Genomic DNA, 1,609 nt, shown 5'->3' on the forward strand with positions numbered 1-1,609 from the left:
AACGTAGCCGCTTCAGGCAGGCTGTACATAGGTGCCGCCATGTGCCGCGCCCACACGAAACCTCGCCACGCCGAGCTGAAAGGCGCGGACGATGCGGAGCGTGCTTACCTCTTCTGTCCGCTCGCCCAGGGCTGTCGCTGCCCGCCACGCTCACCAGCCGACCGTGGGCGAGGAGGGGTATGTGGCCGATGCACTCGATGTGTATCATGCATACTTCCGCGCAGTGAGATGTCGGAGTCAAGAGGACCGCAGAGGAGGCCTCTGCAGGCGAGCCAGGCGCCAGATATTCGTTGGCTGGACGCTGTTTCGTGCTCGACTGTGACCTGCCGTGCCTGGCGTTCTGTCGATCCGACACCACACCCGATCGCTTACGAAGGAGGCCGTGACCATGTACGAGAACTCCACCGCTCGTGCGCCTCGTCAGGCCGAAACGAAACGAACAGTACGTAGTGGCGATATCGGCAGACATCACGTTCGAAGCACCGGTAGAGGCAGTGAACCGATGCCCAGCGAGAGCCTGCCTACCTTTTGCTCGCACGAGATGCCGGACACGTGGTAACCGCCAGCGGTTCACGCCGCAACGCCCGCTCGGCCGTCACCCGTGAAGCGATACTCATCGCTGCGGAACAACTCTACGCGGAAAAGGGGCTGGCCACCGTATCCAACCGGCAAATCGGGGAAGCGGCAGGACAGGGCAATGTCACTGCTGTCAACTACCACTTCGGCACACGACTCGACATGATGCGTGCAGTCATGACCCGACATGCCGGGCCGGTCGACGTGCTACGCAGCCGCTACGTTGCGGAAATAGCCGACTGCTCTGATCTGCGGGAGTGGGTCCGATGTCTGGTGCGGCCCGTGACTGAGCACTTGGAGGCTCTGGGCGCACCCTCCTGGCAGGCTCGGTGCGCTGCCCAGGTACTCACTGATCCAGCGGCTCGAGAATTCATCACGGAGGACGCACTAACCCGTCCAGCTCTTGGTGCTGTGGTACGCGGCCTGGAGCGCTGCCTGGACGGACTCCCACCGACGATCCGCCGACGACGCGGTGAGATGGCGAGCACCCTCATCGTCTACACCTGCGCCGACCGGGAACGTGACTTGGCCAGTGGTGTGGCACCGTCGGGACGTTCCTGGTCGGACACCGCTGAGGAGCTGGAGGACGCCCTGTGCGGACTGCTGATGGCACCCGCCGCTCGGACCAGCCGCGCACTTTAAGACGCACACCTGCAGACAGGTTCCGCTGCTGACGAAGCACAGCAACAACCTGGCCAGGACCAGACAGCCAGCAAAGCGATGACCTCGGAGGCTGCCGCTTCCTTGACGAGGTGTTTAACAGTGATACTGGGTCTCGGTGATCACAGTTGATTTGTGCTTTCACACTGTCCGCGCAAGCTCTTTGACTTCCATCACGTGTGCACCATCGACCTCCAACAACCCCATCATCACCGAGGGACACAGGGCGGATGGCTTCCCGTCCTCCTCAAGGGCTGGCGGCACTACTCGCGCGAGTCTCCACAAGCCGTCCGGGAACTATTCGCTCACCAAGACGAGTGCCAGCAGCTCAAACCGACGCAAGATCACGCACATTGAAGTGACACCTTATGTC

At 62.2% G+C, this 1,609-nt stretch carries 1 protein-coding gene; it reads left to right on the top strand.

Annotated elements, in window-relative coordinates; genetic code table 11:
• Positions 1-552 precede the first annotated feature (552 nt).
• Positions 553-1,218, top strand: coding sequence for a TetR/AcrR family transcriptional regulator (locus tag ACWC24_RS41865; protein ID WP_450668169.1), 666 nt, complete (start codon positions 553-555; stop codon positions 1,216-1,218).
• Positions 1,219-1,609: the final 391 nt, after the last annotated feature.

It is taken from the genome of Streptomyces sp. NPDC001443 (assembly GCF_053597355.1).